This is a genomic window from Pseudomonas sp. NBRC 111138, assembly GCF_001320835.1.
Lineage (GTDB): Bacteria > Pseudomonadota > Gammaproteobacteria > Pseudomonadales > Pseudomonadaceae > Aquipseudomonas > Aquipseudomonas paracarnis.
In genome coordinates this window covers 20,907-44,317 of record NZ_BCBO01000159.1, presented here as the reverse complement: position 1 = coordinate 44,317, position 23,411 = coordinate 20,907, and the positions used below count along the sequence as shown (strand labels likewise).

General features: G+C 60.8%; 22 protein-coding genes. 10 read left to right on the top strand and 12 right to left on the bottom strand.

Annotation, left to right across the window (positions count from 1 at the left end; genetic code table 11):
- Positions 1 to 100 precede the first annotated feature (100 nt).
- Both APH41_RS26210 and yccS read left to right on the top strand, forming a co-directional pair.
- Positions 101 to 1,279, top strand: a complete 1,179-nt coding sequence (locus tag APH41_RS26210) for an NAD(P)/FAD-dependent oxidoreductase (RefSeq protein WP_054922384.1) — start codon at positions 101 to 103, stop codon at positions 1,277 to 1,279.
- A 207-nt stretch (positions 1,280 to 1,486) separates the two neighbouring features.
- Entirely contained in the window at positions 1,487 to 3,670 is a 2,184-nt protein-coding gene (gene yccS / locus APH41_RS26205) for a YccS family putative transporter (RefSeq protein WP_034128901.1), read from the top strand.
- 106 nt (positions 3,671 to 3,776) lie between these two features.
- On the opposite strand, the gene APH41_RS26200 is transcribed toward yccS, so the two are convergent.
- Positions 3,777 to 4,514: an ABC transporter substrate-binding protein gene (locus APH41_RS26200; RefSeq protein ID WP_034128902.1), complete on the bottom strand. Its 738-nt coding sequence runs from the start codon at positions 4,512 to 4,514 to the stop codon at positions 3,777 to 3,779.
- Positions 4,515 to 4,711: 197 nt separating this feature from the next.
- On the opposite strand from APH41_RS26200, the gene APH41_RS26195 reads away from it, so the two are divergent.
- Positions 4,712 to 5,164: a GNAT family N-acetyltransferase gene (locus tag APH41_RS26195; protein WP_034128903.1), complete on the top strand. Its 453-nt coding sequence runs from the start codon at positions 4,712 to 4,714 to the stop codon at positions 5,162 to 5,164.
- A gap of 88 nt (positions 5,165 to 5,252) precedes the next feature.
- On the opposite strand, the gene APH41_RS26190 is transcribed toward APH41_RS26195, so the two are convergent.
- From APH41_RS26190 to APH41_RS26180, 3 genes are read right to left on the bottom strand one after another with little or no spacing between them, the layout of a single operon-like run.
- Positions 5,253 to 5,549, bottom strand: a complete 297-nt coding sequence (locus tag APH41_RS26190; protein ID WP_014720272.1) for a helix-turn-helix domain-containing protein — start codon at positions 5,547 to 5,549, stop codon at positions 5,253 to 5,255.
- A gap of 17 nt (positions 5,550 to 5,566) precedes the next feature.
- A complete protein-coding gene (locus APH41_RS26185; protein ID WP_034128904.1) occupies positions 5,567 to 6,067 on the bottom strand; it encodes a M48 family metallopeptidase in 501 nt (166 codons plus the stop codon).
- A gap of 42 nt (positions 6,068 to 6,109) precedes the next feature.
- Positions 6,110 to 8,215 (bottom strand): bifunctional diguanylate cyclase/phosphodiesterase, encoded by a 2,106-nt coding sequence (locus tag APH41_RS26180; protein WP_054898181.1) that lies wholly within the window; start codon positions 8,213 to 8,215, stop codon positions 6,110 to 6,112.
- A 312-nt stretch (positions 8,216 to 8,527) separates the two neighbouring features.
- Here APH41_RS26180 and APH41_RS26175 point away from each other — a divergent pair, with 312 nt between their 5' ends.
- Positions 8,528 to 9,193 carry a polysaccharide lyase family 7 protein gene (locus tag APH41_RS26175; protein WP_003194947.1) on the top strand — a complete coding sequence of 222 codons (666 nt, stop codon included), beginning with the start codon at positions 8,528 to 8,530 and terminating at the stop codon, positions 9,191 to 9,193.
- Positions 9,194 to 9,505: 312 nt separating this feature from the next.
- On the opposite strand, the gene fba is transcribed toward APH41_RS26175, so the two are convergent.
- The 6 genes from fba to tkt all read right to left on the bottom strand — a co-directional run bounded on the left by fba (position 9,506) and on the right by tkt (position 15,901).
- Positions 9,506 to 10,570, bottom strand: coding sequence for a class II fructose-bisphosphate aldolase (gene fba, locus APH41_RS26170; RefSeq protein ID WP_003177554.1), 1,065 nt, complete (start codon positions 10,568 to 10,570; stop codon positions 9,506 to 9,508).
- A gap of 275 nt (positions 10,571 to 10,845) precedes the next feature.
- Positions 10,846 to 11,178, bottom strand: a complete 333-nt coding sequence (locus tag APH41_RS26165; protein ID WP_054898180.1) for an MliC family protein — start codon at positions 11,176 to 11,178, stop codon at positions 10,846 to 10,848.
- Between the two features lie 60 nt (positions 11,179 to 11,238).
- Entirely contained in the window at positions 11,239 to 11,466 is a 228-nt protein-coding gene (locus APH41_RS26160) for a hypothetical protein (RefSeq protein WP_003194953.1), read from the bottom strand.
- Between the two features lie 31 nt (positions 11,467 to 11,497).
- On the bottom strand, positions 11,498 to 12,661 hold the full coding sequence (locus APH41_RS26155) for a phosphoglycerate kinase (RefSeq protein WP_003194956.1): 1,164 nt from the start codon (positions 12,659 to 12,661) through the stop codon (positions 11,498 to 11,500).
- Between the two features lie 17 nt (positions 12,662 to 12,678).
- Complete coding sequence (gene epd / locus APH41_RS26150; protein WP_003194958.1) at positions 12,679 to 13,734, bottom strand: erythrose-4-phosphate dehydrogenase; 1,056 nt, start codon at positions 13,732 to 13,734, stop codon at positions 12,679 to 12,681.
- A gap of 169 nt (positions 13,735 to 13,903) precedes the next feature.
- Positions 13,904 to 15,901 carry a transketolase gene (gene tkt, locus APH41_RS26145; RefSeq protein ID WP_034128906.1) on the bottom strand — a complete coding sequence of 666 codons (1,998 nt, stop codon included), beginning with the start codon at positions 15,899 to 15,901 and terminating at the stop codon, positions 13,904 to 13,906.
- Between the two features lie 259 nt (positions 15,902 to 16,160).
- Between tkt and APH41_RS26140 the strand changes: the two genes are divergently transcribed.
- The 5 genes from APH41_RS26140 to APH41_RS26120 all read left to right on the top strand — a co-directional run bounded on the left by APH41_RS26140 (position 16,161) and on the right by APH41_RS26120 (position 21,121).
- The gene (locus APH41_RS26140; RefSeq protein WP_054899040.1) at positions 16,161 to 17,156 is read left to right on the top strand and encodes a metalloregulator ArsR/SmtB family transcription factor; all 996 of its coding nucleotides are present in this window, start codon (positions 16,161 to 16,163) and stop codon (positions 17,154 to 17,156) included.
- A 19-nt stretch (positions 17,157 to 17,175) separates the two neighbouring features.
- Positions 17,176 to 18,366: a methionine adenosyltransferase gene (gene metK / locus APH41_RS26135; RefSeq protein WP_003194964.1), complete on the top strand. Its 1,191-nt coding sequence runs from the start codon at positions 17,176 to 17,178 to the stop codon at positions 18,364 to 18,366.
- A gap of 212 nt (positions 18,367 to 18,578) precedes the next feature.
- Positions 18,579 to 18,929: a DUF1090 family protein gene (locus APH41_RS26130; protein ID WP_014720281.1), complete on the top strand. Its 351-nt coding sequence runs from the start codon at positions 18,579 to 18,581 to the stop codon at positions 18,927 to 18,929.
- A 95-nt stretch (positions 18,930 to 19,024) separates the two neighbouring features.
- Positions 19,025 to 20,689, top strand: a complete 1,665-nt coding sequence (gene ligB / locus APH41_RS26125; RefSeq protein ID WP_054922354.1) for an NAD-dependent DNA ligase LigB — start codon at positions 19,025 to 19,027, stop codon at positions 20,687 to 20,689.
- A 36-nt stretch (positions 20,690 to 20,725) separates the two neighbouring features.
- The gene (locus tag APH41_RS26120) at positions 20,726 to 21,121 is read left to right on the top strand and encodes a DUF1090 domain-containing protein (RefSeq protein ID WP_034129072.1); all 396 of its coding nucleotides are present in this window, start codon (positions 20,726 to 20,728) and stop codon (positions 21,119 to 21,121) included.
- A 6-nt stretch (positions 21,122 to 21,127) separates the two neighbouring features.
- On the opposite strand, the gene APH41_RS26115 is transcribed toward APH41_RS26120, so the two are convergent.
- A complete protein-coding gene (locus APH41_RS26115) occupies positions 21,128 to 21,577 on the bottom strand; it encodes a cytochrome c (RefSeq protein WP_054922352.1) in 450 nt (149 codons plus the stop codon).
- A 128-nt stretch (positions 21,578 to 21,705) separates the two neighbouring features.
- On the opposite strand from APH41_RS26115, the gene APH41_RS26110 reads away from it, so the two are divergent.
- On the top strand, positions 21,706 to 22,899 hold the full coding sequence (locus tag APH41_RS26110) for a murein transglycosylase A (protein WP_054922350.1): 1,194 nt from the start codon (positions 21,706 to 21,708) through the stop codon (positions 22,897 to 22,899).
- Positions 22,900 to 23,023: 124 nt separating this feature from the next.
- Here the strand turns inward: APH41_RS26110 and APH41_RS26105 are convergent, their stop codons facing one another.
- Complete coding sequence (locus APH41_RS26105) at positions 23,024 to 23,410, bottom strand: MAPEG family protein (protein WP_034128911.1); 387 nt, start codon at positions 23,408 to 23,410, stop codon at positions 23,024 to 23,026.
- Between the last annotated feature and the right edge of the window lies 1 nt (position 23,411).

The following is a 23,411-nucleotide window of genomic DNA, read 5'->3' as shown; positions in this document are numbered from 1 at the left end:
CCTGCGATAGCGACGGTGAATCCACTACCGCCATCGCAGGCAAGCCAGCTCCCACAGTGTTGATTGCATTTCAAATCAATAGTTTTGTGAGGACATGGCTGTGCGCTCGACCGAAGTTGTGATCATTGGCGCCGGCGCCGCAGGCTTGATGTGCGCGCTGACCGCCGCCGGGCGTGGGCGCAAGGTGATGTTGATCGACCACGCCAACAAGGCCGGCAAGAAAATCCTGATGTCCGGTGGCGGCCGCTGCAACTTCACCAACATGTACACCGAGCCGGCCAACTTCCTCTCGCACAACGCGCACTTCTGCAAATCCGCCCTGGCCCGCTATACCCAGTGGGATTTCATCGGGCTGGTGGCCAAGCACGGCGTGCCGTACCACGAGAAGAAACTCGGCCAGCTGTTCTGCGACAACAAGTCCAGCGACATCCTCGGCATGCTGCTCGACGAGTGCATCCAGACCGGCGTGAGCCTGCACCTGGACACTTCCATCGAGGCAATCGCCAAGCTCGAAAGCGGCTATCAACTGCAAACCACCCTGGGTGAGCTGCGCTGTGAATCCCTGGTGATCGCCACTGGCGGCTTGTCGATCCCGACGCTGGGCGCCACCGGTTTCGGCTACCAAGTGGCCAGGCAATTCGGCCATGAACTGCTGCCGAACCGCGCCGGGCTGGTGCCGTTCACCATCACCGACCAGCTCAAGGAGTTGTGCGGCGAGTTGTCCGGCACCTCGGTCGACTGCCTGGTGAGCTGCAACGGCCAGAGCTTTCGCGAGAATATCCTGTTCACCCATCGAGGCCTGAGCGGGCCGGCGATTTTGCAGATTTCCTCGTATTGGCACTCCGGCGACACGGTAGAAATCAACCTGCTGCCCGACCACGACGCCCATGCCTGGCTGCAACAGCAACAGGCCGAACACCCCAACAGCGAATTGAAAACCCTGTTGGGTGAGATCTTCACCAAGAAGATGGCCAACCTGCTGGCCCAAAGCTGGTTCGAATCCAAGCCTATGAAGCAGTACACCCACGCTGAAATTGCCGATATCGCGCAAAAGCTGGGGAGCTGGCAACTGGTACCGGCCGGCACCGAGGGTTATCGCACCGCCGAGGTAACATTGGGCGGGGTGGATACGCGGGAAGTGTCCTCCAAGACCATGGAATCGCTGAAAAGCCCCGGCCTGTACTTTATCGGCGAAGTGCTGGACGTGACCGGCCACCTGGGCGGGTTCAACTTCCAGTGGGCGTGGGCCTCGGGCTACGCGGCCGCGCAATACGCCTGACGTGCACCTTGAGATGCAATCCCCTGTGGGAGCTGGCTTGCCTGCGATAGCGGCAGTGAATCCCACATCGTTATCGCAGGCATGCCCGCTCCCACATTGGTTTTGCAGTGATACTGAAAATTTTGCTGTCCGATGTGATCGCTACGCTTGCCGTGGCGTCATTACTGGCTCAATTTAGCGACAACGTCCCGGAAGACTCCAGACTTCATGTCATCGACCTCGTTCAAGCAGTCCATGCGGCGCCTGTGGGCGCTGGATAAATTCAGCTACAGCGTACGGGTGTTCATCGCCCTCACCGGCAGCATGGCGTTGTGTTGGTACCAGGATGAAATGACGCTGCTGATCCCGCTCTTCCTGGGGATTATCGCCAGCGCCCTGGCCGAGACCGATGACAGCTGGCAAGGCCGCCTCAACGCGCTGGCGGTGACACTGGTGTGTTTCAGCATTGCCGCGCTGTCGGTGGAGCTGCTGTTCCCTTACCCCTGGATATTTGCCATCGCCCTGGCCCTGGCCAGTTTCGGCCTGACCATGCTCGGCGCACTGGGCGAACGCTATGGCGCGATTGCTTCGGCCACCTTGATTCTGTCGGTATACACCATGATCGGCGTGGACCAGCGCGGTGGCGCCGTCACGGATTTCTGGCATGAGCCGCTGCTGCTGGTGGCCGGTGCCGCCTGGTACGGTGTGTTGTCCGTACTGTGGCAGGCGCTGTTTTCCAACCAGCCGGTACAGCAGAGCCTGGCGCGATTGTTCCGCGAGCTGGGGCGCTACCTCAAGCTCAAGTCATCGTTGTTCGAACCGATCCGGCAGCTGGACGTGGAAGCGCGGCGCCTGGAATTGGCCCAGCAAAATGGCCGGGTAGTGGCTGCGCTGAATGCCGCGAAGGAAATCATCCTGCACCGCGTCGGCAATGGGCGACCGGGCTCGAAGGTCAGCCGCTACCTGAAACTGTACTTCCTGGCCCAGGACATCCACGAGCGCGCCAGTTCCTCCCACTACCCCTACAACGCCCTCACTGAAGCCTTCTTCCATAGCGATGTGCTGTTTCGCTGCCAGCGCTTGCTGCGCCAGCAAGGCAAGGCCTGCCAGACCCTGGCCGAGTCGATCCAACTGCGCCAACCGTTCATCTATGACGACAGTTTTGCCCAGGCCCTGGGCGACCTCAACGCGTCCCTGGAGCATCTGCGCATCCAGAGCAACCCGGCCTGGCGCGGCCTGCTGCGTTCATTGCGCGCCTTGGCGGCCAACCTGTCCACACTCGACCGCCTGCTTGGCGATGCCAGCAACCCCGATGCCCTGGCGGACGCCACCGACAGTAACCTGCTGGACCGCGCCCCGCGCAACCTCAAGGAAATGTGGACACGCCTGCGCACCCAACTCACACCCACCTCGCTGCTGTTTCGCCATGCCCTTCGCCTGTCCCTGGCGTTGACCGTCGGCTACGCCACCCTGCACGCTATCCACGCGTCCCAGGGTTACTGGATCATCCTCACCACCCTGTTCGTCTGCCAACCGAGCTACGGCGCCACCCGGCGCAAGCTCGGCCAGCGGATTATCGGCACCGCCATCGGCCTCACCGTGGCCTGGGCGCTGTTCGATCTGTTCCCCAACCCGGTGGTGCAGTCGATGTTCGCTATCGCCGCCGGCCTGGTGTTCTTTATCAACCGCACCACCCGCTACACCCTGGCGACGGCTGCGATCACCCTGATGGTGCTGTTCTGCTTCAACCAGGTGGGTGATGGCTACGGGCTGTTCCTGCCACGCCTGTTCGATACCTTGCTCGGCAGCCTGATCGCTGGCCTGGCGGTATTCCTGTTCCTGCCGGACTGGCAAGGCCGGCGCTTGAACAAAGTGCTGGCCAACACCCTGACCTGCAACAGCATCTACCTGCGCCAGATCATGCAGCAATACGCCGCCGGCAAGAGCGACGACCTGGCTTACCGCCTGGCCCGCCGCAACGCCCACAACGCCGACGCCGCGCTGTCCACCACCCTGGCGAATATGCTGATGGAGCCGGGGCACTTTCGTAAGGAAGCCGACGTGGGTTTTCGGTTCCTGGTGCTGTCTCACACCTTGCTCAGCTATTTGTCGGGGTTGGGTGCGCACCGCGATACTCAGTTACCGGCCGACGTGCGCGAGCACTTGATCGAAGGCGCGGGCAACAGCCTGGCGGCGAGCATCGATGAGATTGCCACGGGCCTGGCCAACAAACAGTCGATTGCGATCCAGAGTGATGCCGAGGAAGGGTTGGCGGCAGAGCTGGAGCAAATGCCCGATGAGATCGATGAGGCGCAGCGGTTGGTGCAGACGCAGTTGGCGTTGATCTGCCGGCAGTTGGGGCCGTTGCGTACGTTGGCGGCGCATCTGATCAAGGATACCGGTGCGGCTTAGACCGCTATCGCAGGCAAGCCAGCTCCCACATTTGACCGAGTTCCAACATAAGAATGCGGGCAAAATGTGGGAGCCGGACTTGCCCGCTATGAGGCCCACAAGCACGCTACATCCCATGCGCCTTCATCAAGCGCGCATAACTGCCATCAGCCTTCATCCTGGCAATCTCCCGATCAAAGCTGGCGACAATCTGCGCGTGCTCGGGGTTCTTCAAACTGACCAGAATGTGCAGGCTGTTCTCGCTCAACGGCTTGCCCACAAACGCCACCGCATTGCGCACCCGCGGCGACTCCCGAGCCAGGTAATAACGCGCTACGTATTCGTCCTCCAGCGTCAACCGCACACGCCGCGCAGCGAGCATGCGCACCGCCATGGCGAAGTTGTGCACGGGTACTTTCTGTAGCTGGGAGTCTTGATCGAACGCCGCCGAGTAAGCGTAACCGCGTACCACGGCGATGGTCTCGTCGTGCAGTCGGGCCAGGCTGTGATAAACAATGTCATCGTCGCTGCGCTTGAGAAAGCGCACACGGTTAAGCAGGTACTCAGCAGAAAACTGGCCAAACTGCGTGCGGGCTTCGTCGTACCAGGCGTTGATCAGCACATCGTAGCGCCCATCGCCCACGCCCTTGAGCGCACGGGCCCAGGGCACCTGCTCAAAGTCACTGGCGTACCCCGCACGGGCCAGGGCCGTGCTGACGATATCCGTGGCCAAACCGCCATTGATCAAGGTGGCATCGGTGAAGGGCGGCCAGCCATCCGCCACCAGACGCAGACGCTGTGCCAGCACCGGCTGGGCCAGCAGCAGCACTGCGATCAAAGCAACGGCACGAGTCAATCTCGGCATGCTCAAAGTCCTTGGCGGGCAGGCGGTGGCCTGATAACAGTAGCTCATCAATGAGCCTGCATTGCAGATTACACAAAGCAACCAGCAGCGCACGCACTCAATGATGGCAAATTGACGCCATTCACACATTTGCCAATTTTAGACAGCAGCGCCCGCCGCGCTTACTATCCAGGCACGTCTTTACAAGAGCACACATCATGACGGTTGATTGGATTTGCAAACATCACGACGACTTGGGCAAGGACCAGCTGTATGCCGTCCTGCGCTTGCGCAGCGAGGTATTCGTCGTCGAGCAGAAATGCGCGTATCAGGACATCGACGGGCAGGACCTGGCGGGTGACACCCATCACCTGATGGCCTGGCAAGATAATGAGCTATTGGCTTACCTGCGCCTGCTGGACCCGGAGTCCCAGGGCGGCGATGTGGTGATTGGTCGCGTCATCGTTTCGCCAGCGGCACGGGGCACCGGGCTGGGGCATCACATGATGGAGGAGGCGCTTGAGCGCATTGAGGATATCTGGCCGCAAACGCCGATTTTTCTCTCGGCCCAGGCGCATTTGCAGGGGTATTACGGACGATATGGGTTTGTGGTGGCGGGTGAGGAATACCTGGAAGATGATATTCCACATATTGGTATGCGGCGCGTCTGAGGGCGCCATCGCAGGCAAGCCAGCTCCCACATTGGACTGTGGGAGGCGGGCTTGCCCGCGATAGCGTCAGTCCTGCCAAAGCCGACCTTCAGGGATAGCCCAACACCTGCTTGATCGACGCCAGATTAGCCTCGATCCACCCCCGATCAATCGCCCCCCAGTCCCGAATCCGATAGCGCCCGGCATGGTGACGCGCACCGTCCTCCTGCTCGAACTCACACACAATATCCAGGTCGGCCAACGCCGCAATGGTGTCCTGGGCGGTACGCCGAGGCATGCCGGTGGCCTCGGTCAGCGCCGGGACGCTGCTGGCCAGTTGGCTGTCGATCAAGTACGCCACGTACAGGCGGCGGTAGAAGCTGCTTTTGGTCTTGCTCACATCCATGGTCAGTCGCCTTGGGGTTAGGGCTTGCCCTGCAAATCGCGCCAGGTGAGGTACACACGCAGGTCGAATTCCACCTGATGGTAGCCCGGCATCATGTATTGGCAGAGTTTATAGAACGCCTTGTTGTGGTCCGATTCCTTGAAGTGCGCCAGCTCGTGCACCACGATCATGCGCAGAAACTCCGGGGCCGCCTCCTTGAACAGCGAAGCGATGCGGATTTCTTTCTTGGATTTGAGATTACCGCCCTGCACCCGGGAAATCGTGGTGTGCAAACCCAAGGCACGATGGGTCAGGTCCAGGCGGTTGTCGAACAGCACTTTGTCGATAGACGGCGCGTTACGCAGGTGCTCCTGCTTCAAGGCCAGGGCATAGGCGTACAGGGCCTTGTCGCTCTGCACCGCATGGCGTTCGGGGTAACGCTGGTCCAGGTAAGCCCCTAACTGGTCCTTGGCGATCAGTTGGCGCACTTGCTCCTGGAGCGCGGCGGGGTATGCCTGGAGGTATTTCAACGCGGTCATGGGCTCTGCAACGCAATTGGGACGGGCGCCAGTGTAGCGAATTCAAAGCGCGCGAGGGTACGACCAGCCGGCAACGTCCTCGGCCATCAACGGCAGCGCAGCCCACGGCCCCTGGATATGGGCGCAGCCATTGGCCTTGAGCCACTGGGTTTGCTCAAGGGTCTCCACGCCTTCGGCGATCACCAGCACACCAAAATGCTCACACAGTTGGATGATGCTGCGCGCCATCGCCGCATCCCGCACCGAGCCAGGCAGGCGCGCCACCAGTTGAGGGTCAAGCTTGAGGGTGTCGAACGCCAAGTCGCGCAAATGGGCCAGGGAGCACTGGCCGCAGCCAAAATCGTCCAGGGCAATCCGCACCCCTATCCGGCGCAGTAACTGGAGTTGCTTGGTGGACTCGGCGAGATTGCTCATCAAGCAGTCTTCGCCGATTTCCACCTCCAGTTGTCGCGCCTGTAACCCATGTCGCTCCAGCATCTGCTGCAGTTGGTTGGCCAGGTTGGGCATGTTGAACTGGCTGCTGCTCAGGCTCACGCTCAACACCAGTTCGGGGTCGAAGGTGGCTTGCCAGGCCTGGCGCTGGGCGGCGACTTGCTGGTAGATCCAGGCACTCAACTGGTTGATCAACCGCGCCTCTTCCAGCAGTGGCAAGAACAGGCCCGGCGGCACATCGCCGACGCTGGGATGCTGCCAGCGCAACAGCGCTTCGACGCCGCGCAAACGCCCGTCTTCCAGAGAGACCTGAGGCTGGTACACCAAGGTGAAATCCTTGTTGGCGATGGCGGTACGTACACTGTCTTCCAGCATCAACCGCGAGCGGGCGCGGCCGTTCATTTCCTGGTCGTAGTAACGATACTGCTGACGGCCGGCGCGCTTGGCTTCGTACATGGCAATGTCCGCGGCCCGTAGCAGGCCGCTCAAGTCCGAGCCGCAATCCGGGAACGTCGCGATGCCAATACTGACCCCAAGCATCACCTCCAGACCATCGACCTGCTGGCACACCGATACCCGCTCGATGAGCTTTTCCGCGATCTTCGCGGCCTGCTCGGGAAACTCCAGCTCCAGCAACGCGGTGAATTCATCCCCACCCATGCGCCCGAGAATGTCGTAGGAACGCAGGCATGCTTGCATCTGCTCCGAAACCCAACGCAGCACGCGATCCCCGGCGTCATGGCCCAACGTATCGTTGACCCGCTTGAAGCCATCCAGGTCCAGGTACAGCAATACCAGCGCCTGCTCGCTACGTTCGCTGCGCAGCAACGTATTCTCCATCGCCTGATGGAAACCGCGCCGGTTCAGCAGCCCGGTCAGCGGGTCGGTCACGGCCTGGAATTCCAGTTGCTGATGCAGGTGACGCACTTCAGACATGTCCAGCACCGTCACCACCATTGCCTTCTGCTCCGCAGGCAAAGGCGCGCAGGACAACGCTACCGGCACTTGCTGGCCCCGACCGGTGCGCAAAATGGCATCGTGTTGGCGCCACGTCTCGCCCCGGCGATATGCCTCGTACATGGGAAAGCCCAACCAGGCTGGCACATGGGGCTTTTGCAGGAAACTGAGGAAACTTTCGCCCTGCAACTCAGCCATCGTTGCATTCAACAGCCGGGAAATGGCCGGGTTGGCATACTCGATCACACTGTTTTCGCTCACCACCAGAATGCCCTCGGCGGCGTTATCCAGCACCGAGGCATTAAAAGCGCGGGCCAATTCCAGGTCATGGCTCAGGCGCTGCAAGGCACGGCGATTGCGCTGGTGCTCGAGCAAGGCCTGCACCTTGGGCTTGAGGATGTGCGGGTCAAAGGGCTTGAACAGGTAGTCGATCGCACCACTGGCGTAGCCTTCCAGCACCGCGTCGGGCGAATGGGCGGTGGCCGTCAGAAAGATAATCGGCGTCATGCGCGTACGCTGGCTGCCACGCATCAGGCGCGCCACCTCGAAACCGTCCATGCCCGGCATGCGCACGTCCAGCAGCACCAGGTCGACCTCGTGGGCCAGCAGTAACTCCAAGGCTTCCAGGCCAGACGCGGCGGTTATCACCCGCCAGTCGTCACGCTGCAACAGCGCACGCATGCTGACGAGGTTTTCCGGGTAGTCATCGACCACCAACAGAACCGAAATTGCATCGTCGTGTTGTGGAGCGCCATCCATGCTACGTCTCTTCCTTAGGGAGCTGCACCGGTCACTTTTGCTACCAAGGCCGGATAAACACTGAGGGCTCACTCTAGCCGCGCGGCCAAAAAAGCAGAAGTGACGTGGGTGCCCTCATTGTGCCAAAGGCCAGGAAGCCGACTAACGGTAAGGCCCTGTAGCCCGCGGTTCACGGGCGACATGGCTTTTTGACATTTAGCTGACGCCAATAAATTGCCAGCAATTGTTTAACAATCTCACCAGCACGGCCTATAAAGAACCTGGAAGGCCCTTTGGGCCAATGCCTACACCCTCTGTAAAAAGGCCAACACCATGATCGACCTTTCCACCTGGAACCTGAGCATTCCGGTCGGCTCCCCACCCACGACCATTGAAACGCCAAGGCTGCTGAGCGGCTTCAACGATCAATACTTCCAGGCCGAAGGCAGCGACGTGCAGTTCTGGACACCTGTGACGGGCTCGCGCACCGAAAACGCCATCTACCCACGCAGCGAACTGCGCGAAACCTACGCCGACGGCCGCCTGCGTAACTGGACCTACCCCGAGGCCGACAACTTCCTGCGCGCCACCCTCACCGTCAACCAGGTGCCCTCCTCCGGCAAGATCGTGATCGGCCAGATCCATGCCTACGACAGCCAGAAACCGCTGATCAAGCTGGAGTACCAATTCAAGGAGAAAACCCAGACCGGCAACATCGTCGCCAAAGTGCGCATGCGCCCGGACGAGGCCGAAAGCCAGGTGATCATCGTCGCCTCCAATGTGCCACTGCAGAAGAGCTTCACCTACGTGATCAACCTCAACAAAGCCGGGCTGCTGAGCGTGTATGCCGCTGACAGTGAGTGGAATGAACGGATTGGCGCGGCATGGGGCGACAAGCCGTTGTACTTCAAGGCGGGGGTGTATGTGCAGGACAATACGGGCGACACCAATGAGGGTGCGCGGGTGACGTTTGCGAAATTGGATATTGATCACGAGTGAATCGTCCCGTGAGACACAGGATTTTTCCCAGATAAACCCAAAGTCTTAAACACACCGTTGCACCCTGTGGGAGCCGGGCTTGCCCGCGATGGCGGCGTATCAGCCAATATCCTCGGCGCCTGACACACTGCCATCGCGGGCAAGCCCGGCTCCCACATTGACCGTGCGTCGGCTAAAGGTCCGGTGTGGGTGCTACAGCACCGTTGCGACAAGCCAAAGAACGCCGTGGTTTCGGCGCTTCATCTGCAAGTTGATTAAATGGTGTCCATAAAAAAGCCCGCATCGCTGCGGGCTTTTATTAACACTTGAGGCTTAGTTCACCTTAGCGTTCAACTCACCTTTCAAATACCGCTGGTACATCGCTTCCAACGAGATCGGCTTGATCTTCGAAGCATTACCCGCAGTACCAAAGGCTTCATAACGCGCAATACACACATCACGCATCGCCGTCACAGTGGCGCCGAAGAATTTACGTGGGTCGAACTCGCTCGGGTTGGTGGCCATCAGGCGACGCATCGCACCGGTGGATGCCAGGCGCAGGTCGGTGTCGATGTTGACCTTGCGCACGCCGTACTTGATGCCTTCGACAATTTCTTCAACCGGTACGCCGTAGGTTTCTTTGATGTCGCCGCCGTACTGGTTGATGATCGCCAGCCACTCTTGCGGTACCGAGGAAGAACCGTGCATCACCAGGTGGGTGTTGGGGATGCGCTTGTGGATTTCCTTGATGCGGTCGATGGCCAACACGTCGCCGGTAGGTGGCTTGGTGAACTTGTAGGCGCCGTGGCTGGTGCCGATGGCGATGGCCAGGGCGTCGACCTGGGTCTTCTTGACGAAATCGGCGGCTTCTTCCGGGTCGGTCAGCATCTGGCTATGGTCCAGCACGCCTTCGGCGCCGATGCCGTCTTCTTCGCCGGCCATGCCAGTTTCAAGCGAACCCAGGCAGCCCAGCTCGCCTTCAACCGAAACGCCGCAGGCGTGCGCCATGGCCACGGTTTGTTGGGTGACGCGTACGTTGTACTCGTAGTCGGTTGGGGTCTTGCCGTCTTCGCCGAGGGAACCGTCCATCATCACCGAGCTGAAGCCCAGTTGGATCGAGCGCTGGCACACGTCAGGGCTGGTGCCGTGGTCCTGGTGCATGCACACCGGGATGTGCGGGAATTCTTCGATGGCGGCGAGGATCAGGTGACGCAGGAACGGGGCGCCAGCGTATTTGCGCGCACCGGCCGAAGCCTGGACGATCACAGGGGAGTCGGTCTTGTCAGCGGCCTCCATGATGGCGCGCATCTGCTCAAGGTTGTTGACGTTAAAGGCTGGGACGCCGTAGCCGAACTCGGCTGCGTGGTCCAGCATTTGACGCATGCTGATAAGTGCCATTGTGTTGTCTCTCCCGGTCGAGGGTCGTTAATCGTGCAAGCCTGCCGTAGCGGCGGCTGCTATTCAAGTTATTGCAGATCAAGGGGTTGAGCTTGAGCTGCTGAATCGTTATTGCTGGTGTGGCTTAGCGCTAGTGCCACTGTGAAGCAGGTCAATGTGGGAGCTGGCTTGCCTGCGATGGCGGAGAACCAGTCGATATTGGCTTTGCTGACCCACCGCAATCGCAGGCAAGCCAGCTCCCACATTTTGATCTCATTGGACTTCAGATCGTATTCTCAGTTGGCTTTGCAGCCGCGCCCAATCAAATCATCCGTCGCTACCCAGTAAACCAGGCCTTCCTCACCTTTGGTGTGAAACGCCAACTGGCCGTCGCTGTACAGCACGCCCGAAGCGGCTACCTCTTGCTTGAGCCGATAAACCTGGTCCGAACCGCCGAGGCGAACATCCACTTCGGAGCGGGCCTGGTTGGCAAAGCGCCAGTTGACCTCGGCTTTGCTGTCGCAGGTCCAGGTGGTCCATTTGTCGGCTGGCTCTGCCTTGTCGAACAGGTTCATGCTGCTGCAGCCGGCCAACAGGGCCAGGGCTGCCAGGGCGAAAACGCCTTTCATTGCCAGTCCTCGCAGGGCGACCTGGGGCCACCGTTGCTATCGGTTAGTGGATCAGACCCGTCATGGGCAACCCTGTTCCTGACCGTTGGGCGCGGAGTCGTATTTCTCCAGCCGTTCGTTGCCGATGCGCTTGTTGATCACCGGCATGGTCTCGGCTTGCCAGTCAGCCTGGTAACAGCTTTTTCTCAACGGTGCCTTGGCGTTATCCGCCTCCGGCGCCGCGCTGGGTGTGCTGCCGCAGCCGGCCAACAGGCCCGCTGCGATCACCAGTGCCAACGACTTGATCATGGGAACGCTCCTTTTCCTGATCACGCGAGCCTTAACCTTTGGCTCGGGTTTCCAGCACTTCCACGGCTGGCAACACCTTGCCCTCGACGAACTCGAGGAAAGCGCCGCCACCGGTAGAAATGTAGGAGATCTGATCAGCCACACCATATTTATCGATTGCCGCCAGGGTATCGCCACCGCCAGCGATGGAGAACGCCGAGCTTTCAGCGATCGCCTTAGCCAGCACTTTGGTGCCGTTGCCGAATTGGTCGAACTCGAATACGCCCACCGGGCCATTCCACAGGATAGTCTGGGATGCCTTGAGCAGCTCGGCGAAGTTGGCTGCCGTTTGCGGGCCGATGTCCAGGATCATGTCGTCGTCGGCCACGTCAGCGATAAGCTTGACGGTCGCCGCGGCGCTTTCCGCGAATTCCTTGGCAACCACCACGTCCACCGGCAACGGCACGCTGACCTTGGCGGCGATGGCGCGGGCGGTGTCGAGCAGGTCTGGCTCGTACAGGGATTTGCCCACCGGGTGGCCGGCAGCGGCCAGGAAGGTATTGGCAATGCCGCCGCCGACGATCAGTTGGTTGCAGATCTGGCTCAGGCTGTTGAGCACGTCCAGTTTGGTGGATACCTTGGAGCCGGCAACAATGGCCGCCATCGGTTGGGCCGGAGCGCCCAGGGCCTTGCCCAGCGCATCCAGCTCGGCAGCCAACAACGGGCCCGCCGCGGCGACCTTGGCGAACTTGGCCACGCCGTGGGTCGAACCTTCGGCGCGGTGGGCGGTGCCGAACGCGTCCATCACAAACACGTCGCACAGGGCGGCGTATTGCTGGGCCAGTTCGTCGCTGTTCTTTTTCTCGCCCTTGTTGAAGCGCACGTTTTCGAACAACACGATATCGCCGGCTTTCACGTCCACGCCGCCCAGGTAGTCTGCGACCAATGGCACGTCACGGCCCAGGGCCTTGCTCAGGTACTCGGCGACCGGCTTGAGGCTGTTTTCGGCGGAGAACTCACCTTCGGTCGGGCGACCCAGGTGGGAGCAGACCATCACGGCCGCGCCTTTTTCCAGGGCCAGCTTGATGGTCGGCAGCGAGGCCAGGATTCGCGCATCGCTGGTGACAACACCGTCCTTGACGGGGACGTTGAGGTCTTCGCGGATCAGTACGCGCTTACCTTGCAGATCGAGGTCGGTCATCTTCAACACGGTCATGGGTCGCAGTTCCTGAATTACTGTTGAGGTTGTTTAGAAGCGATGTGCAGATAGTGTTCGGCAACATCCAGCATGCGGTTGGCAAAGCCCCATTCGTTGTCGAACCAGGCCAGGATGTTCACCAGCCTGGGGCCGGAAACGCGGGTCTGGCTGGCATCGACAATCGCCGAATGCGGGTCATGATTGAAATCGCAACTGGCGTGGGGCAACTCGGTGTAGGCCAACAGACCTTTGAGCGGGCCGCTGGTGGCGGCGTCGCGCAGGATTCGGTTGACCTCGGCCGCGTCAGTGTCACTGACGGTTTGCATGGTGATATCCAGGCAAGACACATTCACCGTCGGCACCCGTACGGCTTTGGCCTGGATTCGCCCGGCAAGTTCCGGCAGCAGTCGCTCGATGCCGCGCGCCAGGCCGGTGGACACCGGAATCACTGACTGAAACGCCGAACGCGTGCGGCGCAGGTCTTCGTGGTGATAGGCGTCGATGACCGGCTGGTCGTTCATCGCCGAGTGAATCGTGGTGATCGACACGTAATCCAGGCCGATCGCCTGGTCCAGCAGGCGCAACAACGGCACGCTGCAGTTGGTGGTACACGACGCGTTGGACACCAGCAGCTCATCGCCGGTCAGGCAATCCTGGTTGATGCCGTAGACGATGGTGGCGTCGACATCCGCCTCGCTGGCCATCGGCTGGGAAAACAGCACACGCGGGGCGCCGGCGTCGAGAAAACGCTGGCCATCGGCACGGGTGTGATAGACACCGGAGCATTCCAGCACCAGGTCGACGCCCAGTGCTTTCCAGTCGATGCCTTCGGGGGTGGCACTGCGCAACACTTGTACGCAGTTGCCATTGATATGCAGACAATCGCCTTCAACCCGCACTTCGCCAGGGAAGCGGCCGTGGGTGGAGTCAAAGCGTGTCAGGTATTCGATGCTGGCCATGTCGGCCAAATCATTGATCGCGACAATTTCAAACCCGGCCGCCGCCCCTCGCTCGAACAGAGCACGCAAGACGCAACGACCAATGCGGCCGTAGCCGTTGAGTGCAACTTTGTAGGGACGCGGTTGGGGCATGGGGTTCTCGCATTGTGGGCGACACAAACCACTGTAGGAGCGAGCTTGCTCGCGAAGAACCTGAGAGCGCCGCGTTAAACCAGAAACGCTGCGTTATCGTTAACGATCTTCGCGAGCAAGCTCGCTCCTACAGTAGAGGCGGTGACCAGTAGGCCACCGCGTTAGCGCTTTAGTCTTCCAGCAACTCTTCAGCCTGACCCAGGATGTTTTCCAGGGTGAAACCGAACTCTTCGAACAACGCTGGCGCCGGCGCCGACTCACCGTAGGTGGTCATGCCGATCACACGGCCTTCCAGGCCCACGTACTTGTACCAGTAGTCGGCGTGAGCCGCTTCGATGGCGATACGCGCACTGACCTGCAATGGCAATACCGATTGCTTGTAGCCGGCGTCCTGGGCTTCGAACACGCTGGTGCACGGCATGGACACAACGCGAACGTTGCGGCCTTGCTCGGTCAGCTTGTCGTACGCCTGAACGGTCAGGCCCACTTCGGAACCGGTGGAGATCAGGATCAGCTCCGGCTCGCCGATGCAGTCCTTGAGCACATAACCGCCACGGCTGATGTCGGCGATCTGCGCGTCGGTACGCACCTGGTGCTGCAGGTTCTGACGCGAGAAGATCAGCGCCGAAGGGCCGTCCTTGCGCTCGATGGCGTGCTTCCAGGCCACGGCGGATTCCACGGCGTCGGCTGGGCGCCAGCAATCCAGGTTCGGCGTGGTGCGCAGGCTGGTCAATTGCTCGACCGGCTGGTGCGTCGGGCCGTCTTCGCCCAGGCCGATGGAGTCGTGGGTGTAGACGTGGATCACGCGCTTCTTCATCAGCGCCGCCATACGTACGGCGTTACGTGCGTATTCCATGAACATCAGGAAGGTTGCGCCGTATGGCACCAGGCCGCCGTGCAAGGACACGCCGTTCATGATGGCGCTCATGCCGAACTCGCGCACGCCGTAGTACATGTAGTTGCCGCTGGCGTCTTCGGCCGAGACACCTTTGCAACCCTTCCACAGGGTCAGGTTGGAACCGGCCAGGTCAGCCGAACCGCCGAGGAACTCAGGCAGCAACGGGCCAAAGGCGTTCAGGGTGTTCTGGCTGGCTTTACGGCTGGCGATGGTCTCGCCCTTGGCCGCGACTTCAGCGATGTAGGCCGAGGCCTTTTCCGAGAAGTCGGCAGGCAGGTCACCGGCCAGGCGGCGTACCAGCTCGTTGGCCAATTCAGGGAATTCGGCGGAGTACGCAGCGAAACGCTGGTCCCACTCGGATTCAGCCGCCAGGCCTTTTTCCTTGGCATCCCATTCGGCGTAGATGTCGGCCGGGATTTCGAACGGGCCGTGGTTCCACTTCAGCGCTTCGCGGGTCAGGGCGATTTCCGCGTCACCCAGCGGGGCGCCGTGGCAATCTTCTTTACCTTGCTTGTTCGGCGAGCCGAAACCGATGGTGGTCTTGCAGCAGATCAGGGTTGGCTGCGCGCTCTTGCGAGCGGTGTCGATGGCGATCTTGATTTCTTCCGGATCGTGGCCGTCGACGTTGCGGATCACCTGCCAGTTGTAGGCTTCGAAACGCTTTGGCGTGTCGTCGGTGAACCAGCCTTCGACTTCACCGTCGATGGAGATGCCGTTGTCATCGTAGAAGGCAATCAGCTTGCCCAGGCCCAGGGTACCGGCCAGGGAAGCGACTTCGTGGGAGATGCCTTCCATCATGCAGCCATCACCCAGGAATACGTAGGTGTGGTGGTCAACGATGTCGTGGCCGGGGCGGTTGAACTGCGCGCCCAGGACTTTTTCCGCCAGGGCGAAACCAACCGCATTGGCCAGGCCTTGGCCCAGGGGACCGGTGGTGGTCTCGACGCCCGGGGTGTAGCCGAATTCCGGGTGGCCCGGGGTGCGGCTGTGCAGCTGACGGAAGCTCTTGAGGTCGTCGATGGTGACATCGTAGCCGGTCAGGTGCAGCAGCGAATAAATCAGCATCGAGCCGTGGCCGTTGGACAGCACGAAGCGGTCACGGTCGGCGAACGACGGGTTGCTCGGGTTGTGTTTCAGGTAGTCACGCCAAAGTACCTCGGCGATATCCGCCATGCCCATCGGGGCACCGGGATGGCCGCTGTTGGCTTTTTGCACGGCATCCATGCTGAGGGCACGAATGGCGTTGGCACGCTCACGACGGCTGGGCATCGCTGATCTCCTGGAGTTTGCTGAAAAGAAACGGAAAAAAGGACCGGCATTTTCCCTCAGCCACCGCCTGCGGGCAATGACAGATAGTCACTTGAGGGCGTTTTTCCTGTGCTTTGGGCATCAATCCCTTGCAGAAACCTTTAACCGGTTCGTCTTAAGGTTATAGCGACGGCTTATAACCGCCACTTATCGTTCAATATCAAAACTTTTTGATATTGGCCTTGCGAGGATCTACACCCGTCACTAGACTGCTGGCCTTATGAACCTACCCGTGCCCTCCCTGCGTCCTGACGACGGCGATGAACTGGCTGCCTTGTGCAAGGCCGCTGGCGATCCGTTGCGCTTGAACGTACTGCGCGCACTGGCCAACGATTCTTTCGGAGTACTGGAGCTGGCGCAGATCTTCGCCATCGGCCAGTCCGGCATGAGCCACCATTTGAAGGTGCTGGCCCAGGCCGACCTGGTGGCCACCCGTCGCGAAGGTAATGCGATTTTCTACCGGCGTGCACTGCCCCATACCGAACTGCTTGGCGGCAAATTACACGCTGCCCTGCTCGAAGAAGTGGATAACTTGTGCCTGCCCGGCGATGTGCAATCGCGTATCGGCCAGGTGCACGGGCAACGCGCCGCCGCCAGCCAGGATTTTTTCTCACGGGTGGCCGATAAGTTTCGCGCCCAGCAGGATCTGATCGCCGGCTTGGCACAGTACCGCGAAAGCGTACTGGCGCTGCTGGACAAGCTGAGCTTCAGTGAAGAGGCCACGGCCTTGGAAGTCGGCCCTGGCGACGGCGGTTTCCTGCCCGAACTGGCGCGCCGCTTCGAGCAGGTGACCGCGCTGGATAACAGCCCGGCGATGCTTGAACTGGCGCGCCAACTCTGTGAGCGCGAAGCCTTGGGAAATGTGCGCCTGCAGTTGGCCGACGCCCTGAGTGACACCGGCCTGCGAGCCGATTGCGTGGTGCTGAACATGGTCTTGCACCATTTCGCCGCACCGGCAGAAGCTCTCAAGCAAATGGCCGGGTTGCTGCACCCCGGCGGTAGCCTCCTGGTTACGGATTTATGCAGCCACAACCAGAATTGGGCCAAGGAGGCCTGCGGTGATCTCTGGCTGGGTTTTGAACAGGACGATCTGGCCCGTTGGGCCACCGCTGCGGGACTCGTTCCCGGGGAAAGCCTCTATGTAGGTTTACGTAATGGTTTCCAGATTCAGGTCCGCCATTTTCAGCGACCGGCTGGCGACACTCACCATCGGTAAATATCAGGAAAACATCGAGATGAGCGAATACTCCCTTTTCACCTCCGAGTCCGTGTCTGAAGGGCATCCGGACAAAATCGCCGACCAGATTTCTGACGCGGTGCTGGACGCTATCATCGCTGAAGACAAGTTCGCCCGTGTGGCGTGCGAGACGCTGGTGAAAACGGGCGTGGCGATCATCGCCGGCGAAGTTACCACCACTGCCTGGGTCGACCTGGAGCAGATCGTGCGTGACGTAATCACCGACATTGGCTACAACAGCTCCGACGTCGGCTTTGACGGCGCAACCTGCGGTGTGATGAACATCATCGGCAAGCAGTCCCCGGACATCAACCAGGGCGTTGACCGGGCCAAGCCTGAAGACCAGGGCGCCGGCGACCAGGGCCTGATGTTCGGCTACGCCAGCAACGAAACCGACGTACTGATGCCCGCGCCGATTACCTTCTCGCACCAGCTGGTACAACGCCAGGCCGAGGCGCGTAAATCCGGCGTACTGCCATGGCTGCGCCCTGACGCCAAGTCCCAGGTGACCTGCCGCTACGAAGGCGGCAAAGTCGTGGGCATCGACGCCGTCGTACTGTCGACCCAGCACAACCCGGACGTGTCCTACGCCGACCTGCGTGAAGGCGTGATGGAGCTGATCGTCAAGCATGTGTTGCCTGCCGAACTGCTGACCAAGGACACCCAGTTCCACATCAACCCGACCGGCCAGTTCATCATCGGTGGCCCCGTGGGCGACTGCGGCCTGACCGGCCGCAAGATCATCGTCGACAGCTACGGCGGCATGGCCCGTCACGGCGGTGGTGCATTCTCCGGCAAGGACCCTTCCAAGGTTGACCGTTCTGCGGCTTACGCCGGTCGTTATGTGGCCAAGAACATCGTGGCTGCCGGCCTGGCCGAGCGCTGCGAAATCCAGGTTTCCTACGCCATTGGCGTGGCCCAGCCTACGTCGATCTCGCTGAACACCTTCGGCACCGGCAAGATCAGCGATGACAAGATCGTCAAGCTGGTGCGTGAGATCTTCGACCTGCGCCCGTACGCAATCACCACCATGCTCGACCTGCTGCACCCGATGTACCAGGAAACCGCAGCCTACGGCCACTTCGGCCGCACCCCTGCGCAGAAGACTGTGGGTGATGACACCTTCAGCACCTTCACCTGGGAAAAAACCGACCGCGCCAACGACCTGCGTACCGCCGCCGGCCTGTAATCGTTCGCGGCAAATAGAGCCCCGCCAGGTCTGCCTGGCGGGGCTTTTTGTTGCCTGCAGGACCACTTCGGGCTTTTTTGGATCCAAGGCTTGCAGGCCAAATGATGGCCCACTAGAATCCGCGCCCTCTCGGGCCCTTCACCTTATTTGGATATTGCACTGCGCCCGCCCGGGATGGATAAGCGCGCAGGCAATCGAACATTGAGGTTTTCATGCGCATTTCCACGCTCGCCCCTGCCGCCCTTCTGCTCAGCCTGTTCACCCTGTCGGCCCAGGCCGCTGACCTGAACGCTCTGAGCGGCGCCCTGAGTGCCCAGCTCGGTGGCGGCAATGCCGGCGACTGCCAGCAGCAACCCAAAGACCTGCAAGCCAAGATCGACGCGGCCAATGCCAAGAACGATCTGCTGAAAGTGCGGGCGTATGAGGCTGCGCTGGAGCAGGTCAACAAAGCTTGCAACAAACTCGCCGACAGCCAGGCAAAAGTCGACGCCAAGCAGCAGAAGCAGCAGGCCAAGGCTGAAAACAATGATGCTGTGAAGGCCTTGGGCGGCCTGTTCAAGTAAACAGAAATACCCGGTAAAAAGCCCCGCTCGGTCGGGGCTTTTTTGTGGGCGCGCGGATCACTTAGGCTGGCCCCCCTTTTCGAGCAAGGATGCTCATGATGCACGTATTACTGGCTGTTCTCATAAGCGCCGTACCAGCCTGGGCCTGGGCCGAAACCTGCCCCGATGACGTTCACTCACAGCTGGAAACCCTGTCCAGGCAAATCCAGCAGTGGGACGACAGCTACCATCGACAGGGCCAAGCCCTGATCAGCGATGAGCTCTACGACCAGGCCCGCAGACGCCTGGCGCATTGGCAAGAATGCACTCGCGAGCAGACACCCAAGCCTGATAACCCGCTGGCCAGTGCGCGCGGTACCTTACCTCACCCGGTCGCACACACTGGCCTGCAAAAGCTGCCGAGCGAGCCGGCCGTCAGTGACTGGCTCAGCACTCGACAGGATGTCTGGGTCCAACCCAAGGTCGATGGCGTTGCGGTGACACTGGTGTATCGCCAGGGCCGCTTGCATCAGCTCATCAGTCGGGGCGACGGCCTGCTTGGCCACGATTGGTCAGCCTCCGCCGTCAAGATCCCCGGCATTGTCCAACAGTTGCCCGACGCCGTTGATGTGGTGCTGCAAGGCGAACTCTATTGGCGCCTCAACCACCATGTGCAATCGCTCAAGGGCGGGCTCAATGCACGCAGCAAAGTGGCTGGCCTGATGAACCGTCGTCGGTTGAGCGATGCCGAGGCTGCCGGGATCGGCCTGTTCGTCTGGGCGTGGCCAGACGGCCCGACGGACTTCACCGAACACCTTGCCACCTTGGCGCGCTGGGGCTTCACCGATAGCCAACAGTACAGCCAACCCGTCAGCACCATCAGCGAAGCTGCGCATTGGCGCACGCATTGGTACAACGCGCCATTACCCTTCGCCAGCGACGGCGTGGTGCTGCACCAGGCTGCGCGAGCGCCCGCCGAGCGCTGGCAAGCCAGCGCGCCCTACTGGTCGGTTGCCTGGAAGTACCCGGCTATCAAGGCACTGGCCCTGGTGCGCAAGGTCGAGTTCAGGGTGGGACGTACCGGGCGTATTACACCTATCCTCGAATTGGAGCCCGTACGGCTGGATGATCGGCAGATCAGCCGAGTGAGCGTCGGCTCCCTGAAACGCTGGCAAGCCCTGGATATCCGCCCTGGCGATCATGTGTCGATCAGCCTGGCGGGCCAGGTCATACCGCGACTGGACGAGGTGATCCTGCGCAACGAGACACGCGTGGACGTGCAGGTACCCAACGCTCAAGACTTCCACGCCTTGAGCTGCTGGCAACTGGACCCTGGCTGCGAAGACCAACTGCTCGCCCGCCTCACCTGGCTGAGCGGTAAACACGGCCTGGCCTTGCCCCACATGGGGCGCGAAACCTGGAACGTATTGATCCAGGCCGGTCTAATCGCAGGCTTTCTCGATTGGTTGACACTTGATGCGGCCGAGCTTGCTACCATTGAGGGCTTAGGCGAGCGTACCCGTGCGCGGGTGCTCGACAGTATTCAAAGCGCCCGGCAACGCCCTTTTTCACTATGGCTCAAGGCCTTAGGCGTGCCGCCGGCGGCGCGCAACAACCTGGAAGGAGACTGGCAGACGCTGGTCGCTAAAGACACTCAAGCCTGGCTGGCCTCAGATGGCATCGGCCCGGGACGCGCGGCGCAACTCAGCGCTTTTTTTCGCGACCCGCAGGTACAAGCCTTGGCTGAAACATTACGCGGAGCCGGGATAGATGGGTTTTGATCCCTCCGCCACCTGATTGCGAACCTGGAGTCTTATATGAAATTTCTCGCCCCCTTTGCCTTGCTGACCTTCGCGAGCTTCATGGCCACGCCGCTGTTGGCCGCCGAAGACGCACAACCCCTCACCGGCTGCGCCGCCAAGCGCCAGGCCATCAGCAGCCAGATCGAACAAGCCAAGGCCCACGGCAACAGCGCGCAACAGGCTGGCCTGGAAAAAGCCCTGGCCGAAGTTACCGCCCACTGCACCGATGCCGGCTTGAAGAAAGAACGTGAAAACAAGGTGCTCGACGCCAAGCACGAAGTCAGCCGCCGTCAGGCCGACCTCGACAAAGCCATGAAAAAAGGCGACCCGGACAAGATCAACAAGCGTAAGGAGAAACTGGCCGACTCGCGTAAAGAGCTGCAGGACGCAGTGGAAGAACTCGACCAGTAAAACCGATCAATGATCGCGGAACTGTTTATGGCAGGCGCTGCAGGCATCTTCAACTTTTTGCACCGGAGGTTGAAGGCTACTGGCTTTATAAGGCTGCACCTGGCTGGCGATCACCAATTCACCGGTGGCCGCCTCAAGTTCGCGGGCCAGTTGCTGGAACTGCGCCTGTTTTTGCCACACATCATCTTTGGCACTGGTGTGGTCTTCTTCGCGTACGCTCGGGAAATGTTTCCACGGTTCATGGGACAACGCATCCAGCTTGACCGCACCCTCGGCGAACTTGGCGCCATCAAATGGGATACGTCCGCGCAGCATGCCGCCCAGGTCTTCACCGGTCTTGAGCATCTGCTTGAAGATCGCCTTGCGCTGGCCCAGGGGGGAATTGGGATCAACACCGCCACAGGCAGACAAAGCCAGGCAGGCCAGCAATACAACGGTCAGTTTTTTTAACATCATCATGGCTTCAAGGTCACGGGAAACGGCGGCCAGTATCCTCGCACCGCCCACAAAGACCAATAGCCCTATTAATAACAAGGTTGCCCGGATGCAGTGAAGCGCGGGCAATCGTTTCAGGAATTGCTTGCATGAATGTCACCTTCAAACCCTGGGGCCGCCGCCTGGCTTGGGCTCTGCCAATGTTCGCGCTACTGGCCGGCTGCGATGCCGGTAAAGACACCGATAAAGAAGTTGCCCAGGAGCCAACAAAACCTCACGCCGTTGCCACCTATGTGAGCGCACCGTGGGAAGCCCTGCCGAGCGTTTCCGACAGCGACTTGCTCGCCGGGTTTGAATCCTGGCGCAGCGCCTGCCAGCGCCTCAAGGCCGACCCGATCTGGGGCCCGACCTGCGCGACAGCGGCTAGCGTACCGGGCGATGCCGTAGCGGTTCGTAGCTTTCTCAAGGAACACCTGGATGTCTTCGGCCTGCGTTCGGCCAACAACACGCCAAACGGCTTGATCACGGGTTATTACGAGCCGGTCTACCCCGGCAGCCTGACCAAGACCACCACCGCCCACGTGCCGGTATACGGCGTGCCGGACGACCTGATTGTCGTCAACCTCGACAGCATCTACCCGGAGCTCAAGGGCAAGCGCCTGCGCGGGCGCCTGGAAGGCCGTGTGCTCAAGCCGTATGACGACGCCAGCACTCTCAACAGCCAAGGCTCTACCGCCAAGCCGATCGCCTGGCTGACCGACCCGATGGACCTGCAGTTCCTGCAAATCCAGGGCTCGGGGCGTATTCAACTGGCCGGCGGGCGTCAACTGCGTGTGGGTTACGGCGACCAGAACGGCTACCCGTACCGCCCTATTGGCCGTTGGCTGGTGGAACAAGGCGAACTGAAAAAAGAAGACGTGACCATGGGCGCCATCAGCGCCTGGGCCAAGGCCCACCCGCAGCGCATTCCAGAACTGCTGGCGAGCAACCCCAGCTACGTATTCTTCAGTGCCCGCCCCGACAGCAACGAAGGCCCACGCGGTTCGCTGAACGTGCCATTGACCGCCGGCTACAGCGTGGCAGTGGATCGCAAGGTAATTCCGCTGGGCAGCCTGTTGTGGTTGTCGACCACCAAACCAGACGGCACGCCACTGGCACGCCCTGTCGCCGCGCAGGATACCGGCGGCGCAATCACCGGAGAAGTGCGCGCAGATCTGTTCTGGGGCACAGGCAATGCCGCAGGCGAGTTGGCGGGGAATATGAAACAGCAAGGGCAGATCTGGATGCTGTGGCCCAAAGGCGCGGCGTTGCCCCAGGTGCCGGATGCGCCTGCCGGAACCTGACAATCACTGGCGCTTTTTTTAGGAGCGAGCTTGCTCGCGAAAAACGCACAGGCGCCGCGCTTACTCAGGAAGCACGCGTTATCGTTGACGTTCTTCGCGAGCAAGCTCGCTCCTACAACACCCCTTACATCGAAACGAAGAAGAAACTCGCAATCAACGCCATACCCACGGCCCACACCAGCGAACGCAAGATCGCCCAGTCCGCCAGGTAGCAAATGATGTACAGCAGGCGGCTGGTGATAAACAGCACTGCCAGCACGTTGATCGTCACCAGTTCGGCGTTGCCGGCCAGGTGCGCAATGATGACTGCAGCGGCAAACGCCGGGGTCACTTCGAAACTGTTGAGTTGCGCGCTATGAGCACGCTTGGCGACGCCTTCCAGGCTATCGAGGAAGGCACGCGGGTCGTGGTTATCCCGTGGCCCGAACTTGCCTGTGCTGAACTTGGCCACACCAGTGCAAATGTACGGCAGAAAGATTGCGATCAATACACACCATAAAGCGACTGTCATC